The sequence below is a fragment of the Nostoc sp. TCL240-02 genome (genome assembly GCF_013343235.1).
In the GTDB taxonomy this organism is placed as follows: domain Bacteria; phylum Cyanobacteriota; class Cyanobacteriia; order Cyanobacteriales; family Nostocaceae; genus Nostoc.
Genome location: NZ_CP040094.1, coordinates 986,456 through 1,005,655, shown reverse-complemented (window position 1 = coordinate 1,005,655; position 19,200 = coordinate 986,456). Strand labels below are relative to the sequence as shown.

The following is a 19,200-nucleotide window of genomic DNA, read 5'->3' as shown; positions in this document are numbered from 1 at the left end:
AGATGCGCTTGTATTTTGACTACCATCAAGTCTTAGCTTGCAGATGAAACCTGACCGAATTTGATGGGATTGAAGGGTGTCAATAATGGGACTTAGATAGAAAACACAAAATATAGCCTCAAATCTATATAGAAACCATTTGACATCTTAGGAAGGGTCTGCAAGCCTCTTAATCATTAGCCTGATGAAGCAGAGGTTGAGTTTGGTAGTGGCACCAGTCAGGGTTCGTTCAAAGTTCTTAACCAGAATTTTACAACGCTCCATCCAAGCATTGGAGCGCTCGATCACCCCGAAAGGCTACTGCCGGAACAAATCCACATTTTTCTTGTGCAGCTTTCTCTTGTTTTGAGGGTTTCGTAGAAAGTTGAAACTGGATTTTGGTCATGATCTCCGGGTAAATCTGCTCTAACTCCTGAGTCAAATATTCTGGGTGATACCCGTGGTCTAGTAGGATGGTGATCTTGGGAATATTGAAAACCTCATAAGATGTCAAATGGGTTCTATAGAGACTTTTATATCGTTCTGCTTAGTTTATTAAGGGATTTCCAAAAAATAAATTACCCAAAATTATTTGTACTTTTGTAGAGGCGCAAGGCCTTGCGCCCCTACTTCCGATAAAAAACATCCCATCATGGGCGCACACTGTGTGCGCCCCCCTGCCCAATACCTAAGTATTATGCAGTCACCGCCTCACGTCGGTTGTACTCAGAAGCGTCTCCTTTGATGGCCTCACTTTGCTTACCATCAATGCCCACTGGGAGATCGCCGACAATTGTGACTCGTTGAACGTGGCGGGGCTGGTCGCCGTAATCCGCGATCGCATAATGTTGAGTAGCCCGGTTATCCCAAAAGGCTACGTCACCAACTTGCCAACGCCACCGCACTGTGTTCTCAGGACGTGTGATGTATGCCTGCAACAGTCGCAGAATGTCATCTGATTCAGTTGTTGATAAGCCACGGAATTGGCGCACAAATCCGCCGATGAATAGTCCACGCTCCCCAGATTCTGGATGGATGCGTACAACTGGATGCAGAGTCTCGTATACAGTCGAGGTGAAGACAGCCCGGTAAGCCTTGGCATCTTCAGGTAGGTCAAATGCAGTAGCATAATCGTATTTGTTGCTATGTACTGCCCAAAGTTGATCTGCGAGATTACGCAGATGGATAGGTAAATCTTGGTATGCAGTTACTGAGTTTGCCCAGATTGTATCGCCACCAGTTGGCGGAATGTCAAGCGCTCGTAAGATAGAGCCGAGAGGAGGACGGTCTACAAATGTTACATCAGTATGCCAGCTATTGGCGCGGGAAGTAGTGCGGCCATAGTTCAGGTCTAAAACTTCTGGGTTTTCTGGTAGCGATGGTACAGTGGGGTGGGCTGTAGTAACTTCACCGAAACGACGAGCGAAGGCTACCTGTCCATCAGCATCAAGTTGTTGCTGATCGCGGAAAAAGATCACTTTGTATTTGACTAGAGTCTTGCGAATATCGCTGATGATGTCATCGCTGAGGTTAGAACTCAGATTAACACCGATGATTTCAGCACCGATACGTCCTGCAACTGGTTTGATATCAAAGTATTGAGAACCCATGTTTTTATCTCCAAGAAATTTATGTTTTTACAAGATGTAGAGACGCGATTCATCGCGTCTGATTCATCGCATCTGCTAAATACCAGGAGTAGAACCGCCATCAACGATAATCTCTGTTCCTGTAATTGATGCAGCTAGATCCGACACCAAAAATAACGCTAACGCGGCAATCTCTTCTGGCTGGGCGATTCTTTTTAAAGGAATACTTTGGATGTTTTGTGCCTTTACTTGCTCTACGGTGATCCCTTGCGCTTGGGCGTTTTGCCGCGCTAAAGTCTCGGCACGCTCAGTAGCTGTAGCACCGGGCGATATGGCATTAATGCGAATCTTGTACTCGGCTAACTCTTTAGAAATGCCCTTTGTAAAGTTGAGTAGAGCCGCATTGCTTGTACCACCAGCTAGGAAGTTAGGGCGAGGTGTACGTCCTGCACCACCAACTATATTGACAATCCGTCCATCACCTCGGCTTTTTTGATGGGGGACGACGGCTCTAACTAAGCGGATGTAGCCCAATAATTTTAAGTTCCAAGCATCCAAGAATAAATCATCGGTGGATTCAAGGAAAGATCCAGCACGGGCTGAACCGGCGTTATTAATCAAGATATCAATCTGATTAAACTGGGCCAAGGTGGTTGAAACAACTTTCTCAACATCCTCTGCTTTAGTTAAATCGGCGCTGATGGCAATAACTTTAGCGCCTGGGGTAGGTAAGGACTGGATATCTGCTACAGCCTGATCTAAGCGTTCTTGATTGCGGGCTGCGATCGCAACATTTACACCTTCACTATAAAGGGCTTTGGCAGTCGCTAACCCAATTCCTGCACTTCCTCCTGTAACAATCGCGGTTTTACCTGATAGTTTTAGTTCTAAACTCATACAAATTTACCCTCACAAATGTAAGTAATTTATTTGCGAACCAATAATATTGCTGATTGAGAACCTGTATTGTGGATATCCAAGATGGCTTGCCTTTCCTCAGATGTACAACCCAGAAGTATCTTGATTTCTGTATCCCGCTTTAATACTTCAGTTGGAAATGTGCAACACAGCCTTACCAGGAAAACGCCTATCGAGTAGTTGTTGGGCTACATCAGCTATTTGTGTCCAAGGAGCTTCTAAATCAATGTGAGGATGCAGTTGACCTGTTTCTACTAGACTTAAAAGCCGTTTTAGACCGACTGCGGCTGATTCAAATCTCAATTCATCAAACAGACGTAAACCATACAGGCTCACGCTACCAGTCCCGAAAAATTGGGCAGCGTTGAATGTCACTTCTGCTCCCCCAGATACTCCATACAGTACAGTTTTTCCATCTTGTGCTAGTAAGCTAAGGGCTATCCCCAAAGTCTTACCACCCACTGACTCTATGATTAGATGATAGGGGCCATACTCACTAGCAGGTGAAAGGTCTTCGCCAATCACCACTGATTGTGCCCCTGCTTCTCTAACCAAAGTTTCATAGCCAGGTTGACGAATATGTGCTGTTACTTGCGCCCCTGACAGTTGCGCTAATTGGATAGCGAAGTAACCAACACCTCCTGATGCACCTGTAACCAGGACTGGACGACCTAACAGTGAACCACCTTTTAGCACTGCATGATACGCGGTTAAACCCGCTACAGGTAGGGTGGCAGCTTGAGCAAAAGATACCGATGGCGGTAGTTCTGCTAAGGCGTTAGTAGGAACAGATACAAGTTCCGCCCAAGCACCGGCGCGACGTAAGCCAACTACACGCGCTCCTTGGGGAGGCCCAGACCCATCAGTCGCAGGAGTTTCCACTACACCTGCCAAGTCCCAACCAGGCTGCCAACCAGCCTCAGCAGTGGTTGAACGTTTTATTTCTCCCCGATTCAGAGAAATCGCCGCTACCCTGACTAGAGCTTCATCTGGGGCAGACTTTGGTACATTCACTTCACTCAGTGCCAAACGCCCCGGCACATTGGGGTCAACAATCACAGCACGTATTTTGCTCATAAGGTTGCCCTGACTTAGAGATTAATTTCTAGTTCGTTGGTTCGCAATGTACTGCCTGCAATAGATAAACTCGATAGATTAGTTATTTCTTCTTAATTCCAAATCCCTGTAACTAGATTAACAAAATCTTGTTAACTACGGTAACACAATAGACTTAAAGTATTTTCTGGAACGTAAGAAGAAAATTATCACAGACAGCTAGAATAATCAAGCACCTTGCAAAAAGATTTGTTGCATCAATGGTTATATCTATTGCTGTGTTGTAAGCTAGTCGCTGTCAACCTTCACCTTCTAACTGGCTGTAAGCTGTTAAGCAAATAAGATTGCACATTGAGATCGCAGGGGGGCAGGGAGCAAGTTTGCAGCTTTCACTACCATGAAAATGGTGCAATTTAAATGACAATTACCTTATGACTAGCTGCTCTCCAAGTGTCTCTAGATTTCGCTAGGTAGGATGAGGAAATTCTAACTTCAAAACTTTTATATCTTTGACCCGATGAAACTCAAGCGTTATTTCTGGATAACTATTTTAACCATTACTGCACTATTATTTGCTATTTTACCCGCTAGAACTCAGCAATATACGTCATCAAATACCCTGTTTCAAACATCAACAATTAGCGCTCTTGCAGTGGGAATTTTTGACGGCAATACTAATTTTAAGCAGTTGAGAAAACACGGTAATTTTGGTTTGGGGACAGTAAATGCTCTGGATGGAGAAATGGTTGGATTAGATGGCAAATTTTACCAGATAAAAGCTGATGGAGTTGCCTCTGTTATTCCTGATTCAATGATAAGTCCTTTTGCTACAGTCACCTTTTTTCAACCAGAAACATTAATTAATATAGAAGGGCGGATGAATTATAAACAATTGCAGCAATCTTTAGATCAGCACTTACCAACTAAAAATTATCCTTATGCGATTCGTATCCAAGGGAATTTTCCTTACCTAAAATTTAGAATTCCTCCTAAACAAACTCCGCCGTATCGTTCTTTGGCTGAAGCACTAAAAGAACAATCAATTTTTGAATTAAGGAATATCAATGGCACTTTAGTCGGTTTTCGCACACCCGAATATATGCAAGGAGTAAATGTTAATGGCTATCACTTTCATTTCATCGCGGCAAATAGGACAACTGGAGGGCATATCTTAGATGGACAATTCCAAAATGCTAAAATAGAAATTGATTCTCTATCAAACGTTGAGATAAATTTGCCCAAGAGTGCTGAATTTGTGCAAGCTGATTTGGGAGATAACAAACCTGTTGAAGTCAACAGAGTTGAACGTAAGTAATTATTTTTGAATAAAAACTATGTCACTACCAGAAACTATTGCAAAACAAACGGATGCCCGCCCACCTGTGGCGATTGGGCATGTAAGATTATATGTGAGTAATGTACCAAAGGCTAGCGATTTTTTCGTCAGGATAGGACTGCGGTTGATTACCCAATCAGAACAATTAGCTGTTTTGGAATTACGGGGAGGAACGCACTTAGTTTTAAGAACAAGTTTAGAAGCGATCGCACCTGGAACGAATGCACCTTTTGATCTGATGGTAGATGATGTTATCGCCACCAGAGATACTTTTAAGAAATGGGGACTGACTGTTTCTGAGATCGAAACAGGCAGAATCCACAGTTCATTTAGCTTAACTGGGCCGGATGGCTATTTATTGACGCTGACTTCTTCACATACAGGCGGTAGAGAAGTTTAACAATCAAAGAGAAAGGTCTTATGTCACAATTGGGCGTAGGTGCGTAATTAGTAGCGATGCCTAGGTTGGGCTGCGCCAACGCACTATCTTAGCGACGCAACCCAATTACCCGCTCTAAGTCTGCTCCTGTAAAAATTGCATCGGTAACATTAGCATTGGTCAAATTTGCATCTTCGAGATCAGCTTTCGTAAAATTAGCTTTGCTGAGGTTCGCTCCTGTCAAATTTGCCTTTCCTAAGTCTGCATCAGTTAAATCAGCGCCACTCAGGTTAGCATTACTCAGATTAGTTTCATCTAAGTCAGCGTCAATTAGAATGGCATTACTTAGATCGGCTCCTTTGAGGTCGGCTTTATCTAGGTTAGCGCCTCGGAGGTTACAGCCTTGACATTTTTTGGTGGATAAAAGCTGTTGAACTGGATTGCTTGTCGCAGTTACAAGGGTGGGAGGAGTTGGAACACTCTCTGAATTTTGCTGATTTGTTTGTAGAGGTGTAGTTGGAGCGGGGGCTAGATTTTGTTCTGCTGCTTGTGGTTGTTCCGCTTTAGAACATCCGAGTATAACACCTGCTGCTAACATAGCGATCGCAGCTAGACTAATTTTTTTCTTTACAGCTACAGACTTCAATTTTAGATCAACCTCTTCTACTTTACATCAATTCTTAATTTAGCAATTCAGGCAGTAATGCCAATCTATCTTAAGTTTAAAAAAATGATAATTTAGCTTGTTAGTTCTGGGTTAGCTCACAACATGAAAATATACTCTCAACGACTCTGTTTAGACCACTAAAACCGCATCATGCCGAACTGCTTTTTGATGGATTACAGAGTGCGAGTATATACAACTTTATCGAAGATGTACCGCCACAAAGTGTTAAATCGCTTCGCGATCGCTAAATAGTATTGGCACGTCGCCAATCACCAGATGGTACGGAGATTTGCTTGAATTGGGCTGTCTGGTCTTTTATTGAAAAATGCTACGTTTGATATGTTCAAGCAACCATTACTGTAGATAATAGTGCAATCATTGGATATGTATTTTTCCCTAATTGCTGGGGAAAAGGTTATGCACGCGAAGCATTGAATTGGATGATTAGTTATTTAGTTGAGACCTACCAAAATATTGATTTTTGCGCTTACGTTAATGTCCAGAATCACCGTTCTATTGCTTTATTGCATAATCTGGGGTTTGTCCGCTCAATATTTTTTCCAAATATTGAGTCTAATCAAGATGAATTTAACCAGGAAGTACAGTACCGAAAAGGCTGATAGATAACTAAATTCAGATTATTGGTTTTACAAATGCACAACAATTTGCGTTTATTAACACCAGGTTTGCACAACATGACCCTTCAATTGTTGACCTAACCAAGGTGTATTTTGTGAAAGTGTATAAAGGCTTTTTCGTTCGACTTTCCAGGCTTGCTGGGGGTCAAATAAAGTAAGTTCTGCTGGTTGATGAGGAAGAATCGCACTGACTTTTTGCCCCAAACACTTTGCTGGACTGGTACTCAATGCCCGCCATAACTCTAAAGCTGTAAATTCTTCAGTTTCAACTAGATATTGCCACAGCAAAGGTAATGCTAACTCTAAACCAATTGCTCCTGGAGGCGCTTCGGCAAAGGCTTGAACTTTTTCTTCGTAGCTGTAGGGTGTGTGATCGATCGCGATCGCATCTATAACCCCTTTACGTACCCCTGCACGCAAGGCTACCACATCACTGGGATTGCCTAAAGGCGGGTCTAAATGCAAGCTAGTGTGATAACTCTTAACTGCTTTGGTATCAAGTAAAAGGTGCATCCAGGTGGTGCTGGCGGTGATGGGTAAACCAGCAGCCTTGGCTGAGGCGATTAATTCCACGCTGCGAGATGTGGAGACGCGCATGATGTGGACTGGTGTACCGATGGCTGCAACCAATTCAAGCATAGCTGCGATCGCAGTAGTTTCTGCACTGGCGGGTATGGGTGGTAAACCAAAACGGAGAGCATCTGGCCCTTCTCTCATTACACCATTTGCTGTTAACTGGCGATCGCTCGGCCAAAATGCGACTGGTTTACCCAACGGCTGGAGATACTCTAACACTCGCCGCACCAGCGCCAAATTTTCAAAGGGCTTACCATCGCTAAAACCAACAACTCCAGCAGACGCTAAATCTGCTAATTCCGTCATTTGCTTTCCAGCAACATCTAGGGTGATAGCACCCCAGATATGAAGCAGGGGGAGAGGGGGGGACAAGGGAGAGGGGGAAGACAAGGGAGAAAAATTGCCCCCTTGTCCCCCTTGTCCTCCTCGTCCCTCTTGTCCTCCTCTCTTCTTCTGCAACTGGGCCACAAGTGCAGGGTTATCAATAGCTGGGGATGTATCGGGTAAGATGCTAACTCTGGTAAAGCCGCCAGCAGTAGCAGCTTGTAAAAGAGATAAGAGGGTTTCGCGTTCTTCAAATCCTGGTTCACCAGAGTGGCTGTACAAATCCACTAACCCAGGCCCGAGAACTAATCCCCGACAATCTCTAATTGGAGTATCGGGATGAATATCAGAAATGTGTGAAGCCACTTCTTTAATATAACCATCAGCAATCAGCACATCAAAGATTTCGTCGATTTCAGAAACTGGGTCAATGACCCGTACTTTTTGCAGCAGTTCAGTCATAAAAATTTTTAGTTAGCAGTTAAGAATAAAGTTAGAAGTTATAAGTTATAAGTTATGAGTTAGGAGTTATCAGTTATTTGTTCCTTGCTCATAATTTTTAACTTTATTCATCACTCATACTTTTTCACTCCTAACTTGACTTCTAACTCTTGTACAGACACGATTAATCGCGTCTCCTAACTTTTTTACAATGCTCCTGCTGCTGTTTTATCTAGTACGCCTCCACCAAAGTGAGTGGTGATATTCATAGCTTGCAATACTGGTAAACCATCGATTCCAGAAGGGTAGTCGATAACGCTGACTGCGCCATTACCCTGGCGGAAATTCCAGAAATTTTCTAGCGATAAACCCAGAATGTGACAAAGTAGAGTTTTATTTGTAGCGTCATGCGCTACTACTAATACAGTTTTAAATTGATTAGTTAATGCTGTTTCCACAATTAATTGCCAAGCTGCAACGCTCCGTTCCCAAACCTCTTGTAGATTTTCCCCTTCAGGCATTTGTACTTCGGCGGGTACTAAGCGCCAGCGCTGCAACTCTCCGGGAAACTCTTGTTCTATCTCTGTTTCTAATTTTCCTTCCCAGAGTCCGTGGCTGATTTCTCTTAAACCATCTTGCAAGTCTAACTTTACATTAGGATGCTGTTTTAAGATAATCTCTGCTGTTTCTTTAGGGCGCAGCATTGTACTACTTACAGCAAAATCAATCGCTACTTCTTGAAGAAATTCGCCTGCTTTTTGCGATTGTTGTCTCCCGTTGTCGTTGAGAGGGACATCAATTTGCCCTTGAAACCTAGTTTGGCGATTCCAGTCGGTTTCGCCATGACGCACTAGTAACAACCGTACTCCTTGATGATCCGGTCGCAATGAGGGTAAAGTCTCTCCTGTATGTTGCGTCTGATTTAAAGATTCTAGCTGGACTGGTTCGCCCAATCCCCCAGCAAAATTAAGTACGCTGATGCCACAGTTAGATTGCTGGATTGAATGGTAGCGACTTGCAGGGATTCCCAAGGCTGTGCTTATCAGGGCGCGATTAATACCGTTATGTCCCACTATCAGAATAGTTTCGCCTTGATGTTGAGACAACGTTTCTTGCCAAAACTGCCGCGCTTGTTCGTATAAAGCAAGAACAGGAAAATGTTCTTTTGTCCCCTGTGCATCATTTAACAACATCCGCAGTTCGTCGGGGCGTTGATGCCAAGTGCGGTAGTCTTCGGCAAACTTTTGCTTGACTTCGGCAGTTATCAGCCCTGCCCATAAAGGGAGGTCGATTTCTAGTAGCAAATCAGAAACTTGAATTACAGCAGACTGTTCAAGATGAGTAGCTAACTCACTATGGATAATATCTGCTGTGTGTTTTGCTCGTTGCAGGGGACTGCTGTAAATAGCATTAAATACAATATTGCTGAGGGCTTTGCCAGCAATACTTGCATCGTTACGACCTTTCTCGGTTAATGTTGACGCATCAGTGCGTCCCTGAATACGCCGCTCGGTGTTATAACCGCTTTGACCGTGGCGCACAATGATGACACGAGTCATCTGAAAGCCCTCCTGTATCTTGACGATTAATTTTACTGCAAAATGATTGCAGAATTACCGATTCAGGAAAGCGGATTTAGTTAAAAGGGTAGTTAGGAATCGCAACTATACAGGCAAAACCCACTTCCGTAGGTTTCAAGTCCTCAACGAAAAGGAAAGAGGCAGGGGGCAGGAGGCAGGGGGAAATAACCCTATCAGAACTGCTGTGATAGGGTGGAACATGGGTCTAAGCCCCCTACCTTACGGGAAGCTGGCGCAATAGGCGGGGTGGTCACTGAAGTTTGCCAAAGTGTCGAATCCTCACCGGAACTATCTCTCTTGCCCCCTGCCCCCTTGCCTCTTTTTCAATTATTTCCTTAATCAAATGCACCCGTAGCTGTAGGCTAACGCACCGTGGATTGTTGATGGTGCGTTGCGCTATGCGACAACACACCCTACATCAAAGCGTCAACTTTATACCTAATTATTCTCTCCCTAAATCTAACTGTACTTGCAATCCATCGTTCTCATTGCCAGACTGAGCGGGTGTTAAGAAAACAGAAGTGTCTGGCTGTGATAATGTCTCGTTAAAGTGAATTTTGACTGGAGTTTTGTCTCTTCTGTTATTGTTAGAGATTGTTGCTGGATTAGTTTGCTCAAAAAACTTTCCAAAGTCATCTTGGGCTGTTCTATGATCAATTCCAACTAGAGAATCACCAGTTAATCTGTATTGTCCTGAATTTAAGCTTGATGCTGGTGACTGGGCGTACACCTGGCTTCCTAAGCTTGTAAAAGCCGTGGTAATTCCCAACAAAGCAATAATTTTGGCGTTCATTTTTTTGTCCAAATTATCTTTAATATTGCTTGTCTTTATTCTCTGGGCAAATTATTTTAATTAACTCTATCGTTAGAGCTGATTCGTAAAGAAAATCTAAAGAAAACTGAATCCGGTTTTGTTCAGGTTATAGGCTAAGTCGAGTGTAATTTATGTTGTAGTCGATGAGCCGTCTACCTGCGATTGAAAATCCACAGCGTAAACCCTACCCAAGTGATTTAAGCGATGCCGAATGGTTAATTATCAAGCCCTTTCTACCAAAACCTAAAGGGTTTGGGCATCCTGTAGAAGTAGATTTACGAGAAATTTTGAATGCTATTTTCTATGTGCAACGTACCGGGTGTCAGTGGGAAATGCTACCCCATGATCTTCCACCTTACACAACGGTATACGGCTACTTTCAGAAATGGCAGCGCAAAGGAATATGGCAGAAAATTCACGACCAAGTGCGCCATCAACTGCGACAAGATTTGGGCAGAGACGAACACTCTAGCGTTGCGATCGCCGATTCTCAGTCAGTGAAGACAACGGAAAAAAAGGGGAAGTCTACGGTTTCGATGGTGGTAAGAAAGTTAAAGGCCGTAAGCGACATATAGTTGTGGATTCTCAAGGTTTGTTGATTGGCGTTTTAGTGACTGAAGCTAATGCGTCGGAACGTTTGGGGGCTGTGGTTGTACTCCATGAATCGGCTCAGGAATTGTCTAAATTGGAAGTTGTTTGGGTAGATCAAGGCTATTCTGGTGAAAACTTTGCTCAAGCTGTCAAGCAAGTTTGCGGAGAACAGGTTCGTGTTGAGGTGATTGAGAGAATATCGAAAACATTTGAACGATTACCCAAGCGGTGGATTGTGGAAAGGACATTCGGCTGGCTCAATCGATTTCGGCGTTTGAGCAAGGATTATGAGTTGTACACAGAGATCAGTGAAGCCATGATTTACGGCTCATTGATTCGTCTGATGGTAAAACGAATGGCAGCTTAATCTTTTGTTTACGAATCAGCTCTTAGGCTCTACTACAATAATTCTATTGCGTATATACTTGGCTCGTCAATTATTTCTGCTCTATGTTGAGTTTACTAATACATTTTAAGTTAAGTAAGTTGGCGTAAATAATAGTGATTGGAATAAGGCAATAGGCAATAGCTAGAAGGGTTTTAGGCTAGTTCATTTTTATTTACTACGCAATTTATTTTAAGCAGCTAACTTTCACTAATTAACTGTAACAAGGCTTCTGTTGATATTTTGCCACTCATCTCGGTACCTTCCAACAGGCTATCTGCCAAATCTCGTTTGTGGTGATGCAATTCCACAATTTTTTCTTCGATAGTATCCTTTGCGACTAAGCGATAAATTGTCACCGGGCGTTGTTGCCCAATGCGATGGGCGCGGTCTGAGGCTTGGTCTTCCACTGCGGGATTCCACCAAGGGTCTGTATGGATGACATAATCAGCCGCAGTTAGATTAAGTCCTGTCCCCCCTGCTTTGAGACTAATCAGAAATACATCTCCTGAACCAGCTTGGAACGCATCGACCCGTTTTTTGCGCTCTGCCACTGAAGTACTGCCATCTAGATATTGATAATTAATACATTGCTGTTCGAGGTAATCGCGGATGATATGCAAATGGTCAACAAACTGACTAAATACTAACGCTTTATGACGATTTTCCAGCAGTTCACCCAGCACCTCACCAAAAAGTTGCAACTTAGAACTGGGTAATTCAGTACCAGGCATCACTAAACTAGGATTACAACAAGCGCGACGCAGTTTCATAATCTCAGCCAAAACTTGCAAATGTTTCTTTCCTGCTTCTGCATCACTTTCAGTAAGTTTAGATATGGCCTGACGGCGCAATGCTTCATAGAATGCCTTTTCCTCTCGACTTAACTCTACATGAAGGAGAATTTCAGTACGAGATGGCAACTCTTCTAACACCTGATTTTTTGTTCGCCGCAACAGAAATGGTTGAATAAGTTTTTTGAGTTTATTACGTGCAAGTTTATCCTGATATTTTTCAATGGGGGTAGCAAAACGTTGATTGAAGCTTTCAAATGAACCCAATAACCCAGGATTAATAAAGCGGAACAAATTCCACAACTCACCCAGGTGATTCTCAATGGGAGTCCCAGTAGTCAGCAACTTAAAATTAGATTTTAGGTTCATGGCTGCCTGAGAACGTTTAGTAGTCATATTTTTGATTGCCTGGGCTTCATCCAGGACAATAGTTTGCCACTGTACAACAGAGAGCATTTGCGCTACTTCTTCCTGCTGTAATAAACCATAGCTGCATACCAACATATCTAAAGGTTGTAACCCATCCAATAATTTTTGGCGGTTAGCACCAGAAAATTGAATAATATTGAGGGTTGGGGCAAATTTCTGCGCTTCACTCACCCAATTCATGCACACAGAAGTGGGGGCAATAATTAGGGTTGGCCCTTCATGGGCATTTCTGAGAATGACTGCCAATGCTTGCACGGTTTTACCCAATCCCATTTGGTCTGCTAAACAAGCACCCACGCCCCAATGTGCCAGACGCGCCAGCCAACAAAAACCCTCCATCTGGTAGTCACGTAGTTCTGCTTGAAAGGTAGATGGCAGTTCCGGCTGGAGGTTTTTGACCTCATGGAGACGCTGGATATGTGTTTTCCAGTGTTTATCTGCTTTTACCTTACCTACCTCATCGACAAAATCCTCTAACCCTAATGTTGCCAAGGGGTGAAAACGAATACCTTTACTATGTTTTTCCGAAAACATCCGCAATTCGTCGAGGCGTTTCCGAAAAGCTTGAGTTAAAGCCAAAAATTGACCATCACCAAGGGGGATAAAACGGCTGGGGGTTTTCTCTAATAGTTCTAGTAGCTGCTGCATATCTAGCACTAGGTCGTTATTTAATTTCAACTCCCCTGTGGCTGCAAACCAGTCTTGCTGACGTTGAATTGATAAATTAAAGTCTTTCAAGTCGGCATTGTGGCTAACACGCAGTTTTTCTCCTTGTGGCCATTCTATGACTACGTTATTTCCCAGCGCTTGCAGTTCTAGCAGCAGTTCTAAACAGGCTTCTGGATCGTCTATAATCCATTCACCATCTTGTTCTTCAGTTCGAGTCAAGGTGGCGCAGGCGGCTACAGCGTTGGCGGCAAGTTGCTTTTCTTCAGACAAATTTCGTCGGGTTTGGAGACGTTTACCGTCAATCTCGGCAATTACAGTTTCACCACCTGTACCAGGACGATAGTAGGGGCCACCTTGGGCAAAGGGACGTGACAAAAGGCTGATTTTCAAGCCGGCATTGGCAGGTAAAAGATGAATATGGGGTAGAGTCTGGGCGGGTACTTCTTCTGCACCTTCTGAACCGCCACCGATGTCAGAATGTACGGTAACGATGCCAGAGACGGCATTAATGGCTGCTAAAACTTGCTTCTCGGCGATCGCAGGTACATTTAATTTGTTATCTTTACCAATAATCTCCGCAATGCGTCTGTGTTCGGCAGTAATTTCAATGACTTTGATGCGGGTTGGAGTTTCTTTGATGTGCAGAATATTTTGTGATTCTGGTAATTTGGGAGAAAATTCTAAGGTGAGACGGCCCTGTTTTTCTTTTTTAACCAGTAGTTCCGGTTCTGCCTTGACAATTTCTACACGGATAGTAGGTGTATCTTCCCAAAAAACCAATGGGTGTCCAATTAAGGCAGAGATGGCTTTTTCACCGAAGGTATAATCAACTTTGCCGTAATAGCCATCACTATATGTCTCAATACAACTACATACCCGCATATCTTGGGGTGTTATGTAATCAAACTCAGATAATGCACTGCTTAGACGTTTGAGGGATATGGGGCGACCTTTACTCCACTCTCCTTTAGCATTAACTTTTTGTTCTCGCGGTTGTAAGACACATCTGCTGGGATAGAAGGTGATGAACCATGCTAAACGCAGTTCGGATTCTGGTTTTCCTGGTGTTTGTGGTTCTTTTTGGAGATTTGCTAGGGCATTAAGGCACATTTCCCAAGCTTCTTGCGGTCGAATTAAGTCTACGATGGTTTGGATATTGCTATCTTCTCGCAGTGTCTCTGCAAGTTTATGATAGTTGCTACTTGGTTTAAGCCTGGATAGAAGTTCTGCGGTTTCCATTGCCAACCAGTGATAACCGGAGGCAAGCGATCGCCGATACAATGGTTCTAGTAAATTAGGTAAGCGTTTTTTAGCACTCTCAGCATCCATCCAGTAAAGGCATAGCGAACAAAATAATGTTTGTAAGCTATTTTCTTCTTCCACGGAAGAAATATGACCGCCGACTACAAATTGTTTTTGGGTAATATCACCTTGGTGGACTTGCAGTACCATTTTTAGTCTGCCATAAGTGAACCTGAGCCAATGATCTGATTGACGGGACATCAAATTGGTATACTCTTCTGCTTCTTTAAGGTGTTGTGCTGAACCATCTTTTAAAAGTGCAAGGATAAAAAATAAGCCCCCAATTGTATTGAAATATATTTGGCGTTTGCCTGTAGCCTTTTTGATGGCTTTTAGGGCATCTGTATAATATTTTATGGCTTGTTCATTATCATCCCGCAGAAAACTTAACCAACCCCAAAAAATAGCAGCGTTATTTTGATATTCATTTGATATACGCTCCAGACTTTCTTGTGCTTCTTGGGTACAACCTTGTAACAACAGTTGTTCTGTCAAAATCAGATGTAGATAATCTGAGCAATATTTTCTAGGTGTAGAGCATTCTTCTTCCAGCAGCATCAACGCATCTTCAGAAGCAGATAATTTTAAGGCTGAATTGAAGAGAATACTTGATATGCCAGTTTCATATAATTCTTGTGGTAAGGTGTTAAACCAATCTGCATCAAATGGATTATTGTATATCTGCTCAAAGATATTTTCTATTACTATTTTTTCTTCGCTATCACTGTACTTCTGGTAATCTTCAATTTGCTGATTAATAAAACTAAGGTCTTGGCGATAAATACCAATGCGGATTTCTCTGATACACTGGCGTAAACTGTAGAATATCCGAGAATCTCTGTTCCAGTGAGTACGTATTGGTAGCTTTTCCTCTACTGCTGTGACGAGGATTTCAAACTGTCCGGTTTGTACAGCATGACGAGTAGCTATTTCTGTGAGTAACGGATGACATTCAGCACCTTGCCTGCTTTCCTGTATTAAAAAACCTGCTTTTAATAATTTATCAATTTGGGGACTAAGAGTTTTAGTACCCCAAGGTTTATTTTTTTCGTCTAAAGCGCCAGTTTTACTAATACAACTTACGAATGAATTTTTGTCTATTGGTGCATAAATTACCGAAAATAATTGAATAATTTTTTGTATGGAAGGATGTAAATTGAAGTATTTATCAGCGAGTTGTGTTTGCAATTTTGTGGTATCATTTGCCAAATTAATCATACTATTTATTCAGTTCTTTAAATAATTCCATTAATTTACGTTTACGTCCATGAGCTGCTTCTAGTTGTGAGCGATAAGCAGACCATTCAGCTTTTTGTCCTAGTTGAATATAAGCAGCTTTGACTTTTTTGAGCCAATTAACCGCAGCGTCATAACGGTCAGCTTTTCCTTGTTCCATAATTGGTTCTGCCCGTCTGCGAGCGTTATCAATTACCCAATTTGGACGATGGGAAATTGCTGCATCCATGACTCGATGAACCAGTTCTGAAGCATAGTAACTATCTCTTTCTACTGTTTTAATTGCATCATCAATTAATCCTTCATAGAGGAAAATATCAACTTGAGCTTCTTTTATTCCCCAATCTGGCTGATCTCGTAGTGTTTGCAGCAAATCTTGTTTGAGCCTCAACCAAGTTTCTCCTGCATAGTCTTGAATTTTACCATAGTCTCGAAACGATGGTCTGATTTTAAAAGCAATGATGCTAGCAGTTAAAGCAGTGGCATTATCTTCTAATCCTCGGGCTAAATCACTTGTCCAAGTAGCAAATTCATATAAACAGTTACCTGTTAAATTGATACCAGCTTGGCATATTTCTAACGCTTCAACCAAATAACCATCTTCCCGCAATATTTTTGCTAGGGCAAAACCCTCTTCTGCTCTTTCCATCAGGATTTTAGCCGCAGACATGGCTTCTTCGACTCTTCCCAAAGCTGCTAATTGCCTCAGGTATTGCAGAGTCATTTCTTCTGCTAAAGCTAGATTTAAATACTCTGTGTAACGATTTTGACGTTCAAGAGTTTGCAAGCGAATCAATGCTAAATCATCAGCAAAGCTTGGTCGTTCATTTTCCCAAAGTTCTGCGGTATCATCTCCTTGCATGATCTGTTGCAGTGGTTCATAATCCCAACCTTAACGCAATGCTTCTAAACGGGAGCATCCCAGTTTTTTGCAAAGAAGACGAAAATCAGTCAGGATAGGTAAGACGAGTGTATTTACTTACCGATGACCCCAGAACAAAAGCAAGCTCTTCAAAAACATATTCAGGCGATTGCTAAAATATTGTATGAAGATACGTCAAAAGAAAAGCTCACAAATCTTGCAGCAATTGAAGAAGCAGTGCGGAGTCAAATGCAGAAGCATGTTATGCCAGAAGTAGGGGTTTTTTTATCGAAACGATTACAGGGACAACCGCAGGATACCAACGACGGCTCAAAAGCATTCTTGGAGAGTTAGCAATAACGAGCAAACAAGCCATTGAATTAGAAGTCGCACCAAGTACTCAACTGAGTCCATATCTAGAAACTTGTTGTTTGAGGGTAAGTGCGAATGTCAGCTATGAAGATGCGGCATCAGACATCAAGTATTTTACGGGCATAGAGGTTTCTCACAGCAGTCAACAGAGATTAGTGCATCGCCAGAATTTTGAGTTGCCAACACCAGAACAGACAATTGAAGAATTAAGCGTCGATGGTGGAAACATCCGTGTCCGAACTCCTAAAGGTCAAATATGTGCATGGCTTGGCTATAAAGCAATTAGCTTACATCATCTCGGAATCTTGGGAACTTCATTTCAGAATAATCAGATTGTGATTGATTGGGTTAATGACCAACCACTGGCTAGCCCACTCACTTGTATTGGTGATGGACATGACGGCATTTGGAATATAATTGACCAATTAGCACCTGATGCACAACGTCGAGAAATACTTGATTGGTTCCATTTAATAGAAAACCTCCACAAAGTTGGGGGTTCACAAAAACGCTTGAAACAAGCACAAAATCTACTATGGAAAGGCCAAGTTGAGGCTACTATTGCCTTATTTACAGATTGTAAAGGCAAACAAGTACAAAACTTTTGCCGTTATCTTGATAAGCATCGCAATCGCATTATCAACTACGAATATTATCAAGCTGAAGAAATTTGTTCAATTGGTTCAGGTTCAGTTGAATCTGCCGTTAAACAGGTTGACCGTCGAACAAAAATTTCCGGGGCACAATGGAAACGAGAAAATGTGCCTCAAGTCCTAGCCCATCGCTGTGCTTACCTCAATGGATTATTGTCAGTTTGAGCCACTTTAAAAAGTGAGATGCTCCCTTCTAAACTCATACTAAAGTCTGCACTGATTTCGTCTTGCCATGATTCCAACATCAACTACAAATCTACTATTTCTCCTGTAGACATTTCTGCACACAAAATTGCTTCTGTCCACGCGCTATCAAGAGGTTCTGCAATGGAATAACTGTCTCCACCGTAATCTAGCAACTCGTTCCATTCTTGGGCATAAGTTTCGGTAATAGTTTCGAGAATTGCGATACCTTCGGTAAGCTTCGCTAACGCATTATTGCCATCTCCATTTTCTGCTAACTCTCGCGCTTTCTCAATTACAGCCAGCAAATCATCTGTAAATGGGTCTTCTTCTGAGCCATACTCTAATTCTTTCAATCCATCCCGCAAAATTCGCTTGACGTGAGAGCGAAAAGGTGATGTGTCGATTTTGTTTTGGCGGGTAGAAGGCTGTTTTGTTTGCGGTTTTGGCAATTCTATCAAACTGACAAACTCATCAATATCATCAATTAGTTCTGGTCTATTTTCCACCAGTTCTTGCAGTAATCGCTGAGTTTGAAGAAGATCGAGGCGATTTAATAATTGTTCTAGCGTTGGACGTTCTTCAATAATCTCTGATTGACGCAAACAGCTTAATAAGGTGGCAACGATATGTTTGCACCAACCATCATAATCATAAGGACAAGTACAACAAGCTGAGGTAATTCCACCTGCATCAAAACGAATACTGACTTGATATGGTGTAATTTCGCTACCTTCTACCTCTGCTTGAATCAGATTACCGCGTTTTTTGAGTTCAGCGATCGCACCCCTGCGGTAATATTCTTCACCACGACTGTAGGATGAAGTATTGGAGTTATGGCGGATTATTGCTTCAGAAATTTCTGGAATCGACATAGCACCCAAGTATTTTATTTTTAGCTTACGCTTAAACTGCCAGGCCACGTCGCGGTTCATTTGAGAGTCGTCGTAGAATAGTCAGGCAGATACCACGGCGATGAAGATAATTACGTATTCTCCGACCTGTGTACCCTTTGTCTCTAACTAATCGTAAAGGGCGTAAAGGTGGACGACCAGCAGGCCCAGAACGCTTGACTAGTAAGTCTCCTCGGTTCATCAACCTACCCTGTCTGCGATCGCCTATTTTTTAGGATATAACGAGTTTGAAAACACGCCCTACCCCCTATAACTTCTTATTAACCCGCGATTCATCTCACCGCTAAACGTTTCGGTGTGGCGGGAGTCTTCTCATAGAGCTAGATAATCTTCATTCGGAATTAACTTGGCAACAAAAAATCAAGGCTTAAACCTGAAACTACTATTTCTTAATCATATCTTTACTTGAAGAGAATTTAATTGTATATATATTGGGTTATTTAATGTATAGATAGCTTCTATTAGAAGCCATGTTTAAGAGGAATTCAACTTTTTTAAAACCATTAATTTAAA

At 42.4% G+C, this 19,200-nt stretch carries 17 protein-coding genes; 6 read left to right on the top strand and 11 right to left on the bottom strand.

The window, feature by feature from the left end; genetic code table 11:
- Positions 1-250 precede the first annotated feature (250 nt).
- From FBB35_RS34285 to FBB35_RS04495, 4 genes are all read right to left on the bottom strand, one after another.
- Positions 251-493 (bottom strand): hypothetical protein, encoded by a 243-nt coding sequence (locus tag FBB35_RS34285; protein WP_254625821.1) that lies wholly within the window; start codon positions 491-493, stop codon positions 251-253.
- Between the two features lie 181 nt (positions 494-674).
- Positions 675-1,589, bottom strand: a complete 915-nt coding sequence (locus FBB35_RS04505; RefSeq protein WP_174708649.1) for a TauD/TfdA family dioxygenase — start codon at positions 1,587-1,589, stop codon at positions 675-677.
- A 75-nt stretch (positions 1,590-1,664) separates the two neighbouring features.
- Positions 1,665-2,465 carry an SDR family oxidoreductase gene (locus tag FBB35_RS04500; RefSeq protein ID WP_174708648.1) on the bottom strand — a complete coding sequence of 267 codons (801 nt, stop codon included), beginning with the start codon at positions 2,463-2,465 and terminating at the stop codon, positions 1,665-1,667.
- Between the two features lie 150 nt (positions 2,466-2,615).
- On the bottom strand, positions 2,616-3,563 hold the full coding sequence (locus tag FBB35_RS04495) for a zinc-binding dehydrogenase (RefSeq protein ID WP_174708647.1): 948 nt from the start codon (positions 3,561-3,563) through the stop codon (positions 2,616-2,618).
- A gap of 496 nt (positions 3,564-4,059) precedes the next feature.
- Here FBB35_RS04495 and budA point away from each other — a divergent pair, with 496 nt between their 5' ends.
- Entirely contained in the window at positions 4,060-4,857 is a 798-nt protein-coding gene (budA, locus tag FBB35_RS04490; RefSeq protein ID WP_174708646.1) for an acetolactate decarboxylase, read from the top strand.
- A 19-nt stretch (positions 4,858-4,876) separates the two neighbouring features.
- Positions 4,877-5,278, top strand: coding sequence for a VOC family protein (locus tag FBB35_RS04485; RefSeq protein ID WP_174708645.1), 402 nt, complete (start codon positions 4,877-4,879; stop codon positions 5,276-5,278).
- 88 nt (positions 5,279-5,366) lie between these two features.
- On the opposite strand, the gene FBB35_RS04480 is transcribed toward FBB35_RS04485, so the two are convergent.
- Positions 5,367-5,903: a pentapeptide repeat-containing protein gene (locus FBB35_RS04480; protein WP_254625820.1), complete on the bottom strand. Its 537-nt coding sequence runs from the start codon at positions 5,901-5,903 to the stop codon at positions 5,367-5,369.
- Positions 5,904-6,277: 374 nt separating this feature from the next.
- On the opposite strand from FBB35_RS04480, the gene FBB35_RS35660 reads away from it, so the two are divergent.
- Entirely contained in the window at positions 6,278-6,544 is a 267-nt protein-coding gene (locus FBB35_RS35660) for a GNAT family N-acetyltransferase (RefSeq protein ID WP_174713519.1), read from the top strand.
- 54 nt (positions 6,545-6,598) lie between these two features.
- Here the strand turns inward: FBB35_RS35660 and FBB35_RS04470 are convergent, their stop codons facing one another.
- The 3 genes from FBB35_RS04470 to FBB35_RS04460 form a co-directional block, all read right to left on the bottom strand.
- Positions 6,599-7,924 carry a dihydroorotase gene (locus FBB35_RS04470; RefSeq protein ID WP_174708644.1) on the bottom strand — a complete coding sequence of 442 codons (1,326 nt, stop codon included), beginning with the start codon at positions 7,922-7,924 and terminating at the stop codon, positions 6,599-6,601.
- 185 nt (positions 7,925-8,109) lie between these two features.
- Positions 8,110-9,462 carry a histidine phosphatase family protein gene (locus tag FBB35_RS04465; RefSeq protein ID WP_174708643.1) on the bottom strand — a complete coding sequence of 451 codons (1,353 nt, stop codon included), beginning with the start codon at positions 9,460-9,462 and terminating at the stop codon, positions 8,110-8,112.
- Between the two features lie 463 nt (positions 9,463-9,925).
- Positions 9,926-10,276: a hypothetical protein gene (locus FBB35_RS04460; RefSeq protein WP_174708642.1), complete on the bottom strand. Its 351-nt coding sequence runs from the start codon at positions 10,274-10,276 to the stop codon at positions 9,926-9,928.
- A 164-nt stretch (positions 10,277-10,440) separates the two neighbouring features.
- Here FBB35_RS04460 and FBB35_RS04455 point away from each other — a divergent pair.
- A protein-coding gene (locus FBB35_RS04455; RefSeq protein WP_174708067.1) for an IS5 family transposase occupies positions 10,441-11,255 on the top strand; the annotation gives its coding sequence in 2 pieces (ribosomal slippage) (positions 10,441-10,807 and positions 10,807-11,255; 816 coding nt in all).
- A gap of 218 nt (positions 11,256-11,473) precedes the next feature.
- Here FBB35_RS04455 and FBB35_RS04450 read toward each other — a convergent pair.
- Complete coding sequence (locus FBB35_RS04450) at positions 11,474-15,685, bottom strand: DEAD/DEAH box helicase (protein WP_174708641.1); 4,212 nt, start codon at positions 15,683-15,685, stop codon at positions 11,474-11,476.
- 1 nt (position 15,686) lies between these two features.
- Entirely contained in the window at positions 15,687-16,565 is an 879-nt protein-coding gene (locus tag FBB35_RS04445; protein WP_174708640.1) for an SWIM zinc finger domain-containing protein, read from the bottom strand.
- 123 nt (positions 16,566-16,688) lie between these two features.
- Between FBB35_RS04445 and FBB35_RS04440 the strand changes: the two genes are divergently transcribed.
- A protein-coding gene (locus FBB35_RS04440) for an ISKra4 family transposase (RefSeq protein ID WP_174708235.1) occupies positions 16,689-17,755 on the top strand; the annotation gives its coding sequence in 2 pieces (ribosomal slippage) (positions 16,689-16,845 and positions 16,845-17,755; 1,068 coding nt in all).
- Positions 17,756-17,838: 83 nt separating this feature from the next.
- Here FBB35_RS04440 and FBB35_RS04435 read toward each other — a convergent pair.
- Complete coding sequence (locus FBB35_RS04435; protein WP_254625819.1) at positions 17,839-18,708, bottom strand: SWIM zinc finger domain-containing protein; 870 nt, start codon at positions 18,706-18,708, stop codon at positions 17,839-17,841.
- A gap of 68 nt (positions 18,709-18,776) precedes the next feature.
- Between FBB35_RS04435 and FBB35_RS35350 the strand changes: the two genes are divergently transcribed.
- Positions 18,777-18,902, top strand: coding sequence for a hypothetical protein (locus FBB35_RS35350; protein ID WP_302480947.1), 126 nt, complete (start codon positions 18,777-18,779; stop codon positions 18,900-18,902).
- Positions 18,903-19,200 lie beyond the last annotated feature (298 nt).

Excerpts from the sequence above, each read along its gene's own strand:
- FBB35_RS04505 (WP_174708649.1), bottom strand. The coding sequence starts at position 1,589 with ATGGGTTCTCAATACTTTGATATCAAACCAGTTGCAGGACGTATCGGT.
- FBB35_RS04500 (WP_174708648.1), bottom strand. The coding sequence starts at position 2,465 with ATGAGTTTAGAACTAAAACTATCAGGTAAAACCGCGATTGTTACAGGA.
- FBB35_RS04495 (WP_174708647.1), bottom strand. The coding sequence starts at position 3,563 with ATGAGCAAAATACGTGCTGTGATTGTTGACCCCAATGTGCCGGGGCGT.
- budA (WP_174708646.1), top strand. The coding sequence starts at position 4,060 with ATGAAACTCAAGCGTTATTTCTGGATAACTATTTTAACCATTACTGCA.
- FBB35_RS04485 (WP_174708645.1), top strand. The coding sequence starts at position 4,877 with ATGTCACTACCAGAAACTATTGCAAAACAAACGGATGCCCGCCCACCT.
- FBB35_RS04470 (WP_174708644.1), bottom strand. The coding sequence starts at position 7,924 with ATGACTGAACTGCTGCAAAAAGTACGGGTCATTGACCCAGTTTCTGAA.
- FBB35_RS04465 (WP_174708643.1), bottom strand. The coding sequence starts at position 9,462 with ATGACTCGTGTCATCATTGTGCGCCACGGTCAAAGCGGTTATAACACC.
- FBB35_RS04460 (WP_174708642.1), bottom strand. The coding sequence starts at position 10,276 with ATGAACGCCAAAATTATTGCTTTGTTGGGAATTACCACGGCTTTTACA.
- FBB35_RS04450 (WP_174708641.1), bottom strand. The coding sequence starts at position 15,685 with ATGATTAATTTGGCAAATGATACCACAAAATTGCAAACACAACTCGCT.
- FBB35_RS04445 (WP_174708640.1), bottom strand. The coding sequence starts at position 16,565 with ATGCAAGGAGATGATACCGCAGAACTTTGGGAAAATGAACGACCAAGC.
- FBB35_RS04435 (WP_254625819.1), bottom strand. The coding sequence starts at position 18,708 with ATGAACCGCGACGTGGCCTGGCAGTTTAAGCGTAAGCTAAAAATAAAA.